3 protein-coding genes are annotated in these 3,241 nt (G+C 51.7%); 1 reads left to right on the forward strand and 2 read right to left on the reverse strand.

The genetic code is table 11. The annotated features are described in order from the left end of the window. A partial coding sequence (locus STRDD11_RS11400) for a phosphopentomutase (protein ID WP_128837490.1) occupies positions 1-769 on the reverse strand: 769 nt, incomplete at its 3' end. A gap of 12 nt (positions 770-781) precedes the next feature. Then, positions 782-1,459 carry a ribose-5-phosphate isomerase RpiA gene (rpiA, locus tag STRDD11_RS11405; RefSeq protein WP_128837400.1) on the reverse strand — a complete coding sequence of 226 codons (678 nt, stop codon included), beginning with the start codon at positions 1,457-1,459 and terminating at the stop codon, positions 782-784. A gap of 253 nt (positions 1,460-1,712) precedes the next feature. Here rpiA and mnmE point away from each other — a divergent pair, with 253 nt between their 5' ends. After that, positions 1,713-3,086, forward strand: coding sequence for a tRNA uridine-5-carboxymethylaminomethyl(34) synthesis GTPase MnmE (gene mnmE / locus STRDD11_RS11410; protein ID WP_128837401.1), 1,374 nt, complete (start codon positions 1,713-1,715; stop codon positions 3,084-3,086). Positions 3,087-3,241: the final 155 nt, after the last annotated feature.

Raw genomic sequence — 3,241 nt, forward strand, 5'->3', positions numbered from 1 at the left:
CACCGTTAAAAATGTCATTAATCTTGCCCACCGCATAGGTAGCAATACCGGCCTCATTGAGCTTATCCAAGACCGTCGGCTCAAAAGGCGATACTGCATAGTCGTGCCGGTTGGCTGTCCGTGTGAAATGACCGGGCTCACCAACATAAGGCCGGGCGATAATCCGCCCCAAGAGAGCCGGACGCTCCAGCGTAATCGAGCGGGCGTATTCGCAGATACGGTAGAGCTCATCCAGCGGAATGACCTCTTCGTGCGCCGCAATCTGGAGAACTGGATCAGCTGAAGTATAAATAATCAGCTCGCCAGTTTCCATCTGGCGGGGACCAAAGTCATCAATAACCGCTGTGCCTGAGTAGGGTTTGTTGGCTTCACGAATCACCTTGCGCCCTGAAAATTCTTCGATTTTAGTGATGATTTCTTCGGGAAAGCCATTCCAGAAAGTGTCAAATGGCTCGGTGATGTTGAGGCCCATAATCTCCCAGTGGCCGGTCATGGTGTCCTTGCCCAGCGAAACTTCTTCTAATTTTGTATAGTAGCCGCTGGGCTTTTCCTCTCTGGCGACTGTCTTGAGCGGCCTTTCCCGCTCGATATTGCCCAGACCGATCTGAGCCATATGGGGCACTTCCAGGCCGACTGTTTTGGAAATGTGTCCCAGCGTATCGGAAGCACCGTCTGGCACTCCGGCATTGACAAAGTTATTGGCATCAGGAGCTGCTCCGATACCGACTGAGTCCAGCACAACCAAGTGAATGCGACTAAATTTTGACATAAAAACCTCTTTCTATTTCTTAGCTTCTAAAACTTGCAGACCAGCCTGACCCGCCACGATGACCTTGTCCACCATTTGGTTGAAAAGGCCATGCTCTACTAAGCCGACCATATGGTCCAGCTCCTGACCGAAGGCAACCGGATTCTCAATCACACCAAGGTCCAGATCGATGATAAAATTCTGCATATCGGTGATATAGCGCCGGCCGTCTTTCTGACGGAAACTTGGCTTGTAACCTGCAATTTCAAACCGGCGGAAAAGCTGCTCCGCACCATATTGGACCACTTCTACCGGCAGTTTGAAAGCGCCCAGTTTTTCTACCATTTTGCTTTCATCCACGACCCAGATATAGTGCTTGGTGATTGCAGCGACCACCTTCTCCATCAGGAGAGCGCCGCCGCCGCCCTTGATACCGTTAAAGGCCGCATCGACCTCATCTGCACCGTCTACCGTCACATCTACCTGATCCACTTCATCAATAGATTTCAGCGGAATCCCCAGGCCTTCTGCTTGGCGGCTGGTCACACTGGAAGTTGTCACAGCTACGATAGACAGCCCTTCTTCCTTGATGCGGCGGCCGATTTCCTCGACAAAATAATAGGCAGTTGAACCCGTTCCCAGTCCAACAACCATACCGTCCTGCACAAATTCAGCAGCCTTGACGCCTGCCATTTTTTTCAGATTGTTCATCCAATTCTCCTAAAATCAAGCTGATTCCATTATACCATGATTATTTGCAACATGAAAGTGTTTTCGGTACAAGAAAATGAATTGATTGAACAGGGAAACCCTTAAAACCAGTTCGCTTTTCACTCCGCAGTATCTGCGCTAGACCAGCAAGGCCTGTGACTGATCGAAAAGATTGCAAGTCAAACCCTTGCTCCTGCTCTTTTTTTGCGTTACAATGAGAGTATTGTATACAGACGGAGAAGGAAAAACAGACATGATTACACGTGAATTTGATACCATCGCTGCGATTTCGACGCCCCTTGGAGAAGGCGCCATCGGCATCGTCAGACTGAGCGGGACGGACAGCTTTGCCATTGCCCAAAAGATCTTCAAAGGAAAAAATCTGGAAAAGGCGGCGAGCCACACGCTCAACTACGGCCACATCGTCGACCCTCAAAACCAGGAGGTGCTGGATGAGGTCATGGTCGGTGCCATGCGCTCGCCCAAGACTTTCACGCGCGAGGACATCATTGAGATCAACACCCACGGCGGGATTGCCGTGACCAATGAGATCCTGCAGCTGGCTATCCGCGAGGGGGCCAGAATGGCGGAGCCCGGAGAGTTCACCAAGCGGGCCTTTCTCAATGGCCGGGTAGATCTGACTCAGGCCGAGGCCGTCATGGACATTATCCGGGCCAAGACTGACAAGGCGATGAACAACGCCGTTAAGCAGCTGGACGGCTCTCTGTCTGACCTCATCAACAGCACCCGCCAGGAAATCCTCAACACGCTGGCTCAGGTGGAGGTCAATATCGACTATCCAGAGTATGATGATGTGGAGGAGATGACCACTCAGCTCCTGCGGGAAAAGACAGCAGAATTTGAAAAATTGCTGAGCGATTTGCTGCAGACTACCCGCCGGGGCAAGATCCTGCGTGAAGGCATCTCCACCGCTATCATCGGCCGGCCCAATGTCGGCAAGTCCAGCCTGCTCAACAACCTCCTGCGGGAGGACAAGGCTATTGTGACAGACATTGCGGGGACAACCCGGGATGTCATCGAGGAGTATGTCAATATCAAAGGGGTACCGCTGAAACTCATCGATACTGCGGGCATCCGTGATACAGACGATTTGGTCGAGCAGATTGGGGTTGAACGCTCCAAAAAAGCCCTGCAGGAAGCCGATCTGGTGCTCTTAGTCCTCAATGCCAGCGAACCGCTGACAGCGCAAGACCGGCAATTGCTTGAGCTCAGCCAAGACAGCAACCGCATCGTTCTGCTGAATAAGACTGATCTGGATGAAAAGATCGAAGCCAATCAGCTGCCGGCAGACTGCATCAAGATTTCCGTGCTCCACAATCAAAATATTGACAAAATCGAAGACCGCATCAACCAGCTCTTCTTTGACAATGCCGGCATCGTGGAGCAGGACGCTACCTATCTGTCCAATGCCCGCCACATTTCCCTGATTGAAAAAGCTCTGGAAAGCCTGCAAGCCGTCAACCAAGGACTGGAACTAGGCATGCCAGTAGACCTCCTCCAAGTCGACATGACCCGCACTTGGGAAATCCTAGGCGAAATCACCGGCGACGCTGCCCCCGACGAACTGATCACCCAGCTCTTCAGCCAGTTTTGCCTGGGGAAATAGAGAAGAAAGGCGGTGGGACAGAACTAAATTTTGAAAAAATTTAGTTCCCTTCACTCTTTTGTTTCTAAGCTCAGGCTGAAAAGGTTCCCCAAACCTTTTCACTCCCAGCCCGCGAGGCTCTCCCAGTCCGGGGGACTGTGAGAGGTTGGGGATAA

It is taken from the genome of Streptococcus sp. DD11 (assembly GCF_001578865.1).
GTDB classification, from domain to species: Bacteria; Bacillota; Bacilli; order Lactobacillales; family Streptococcaceae; genus Streptococcus; species Streptococcus panodentis.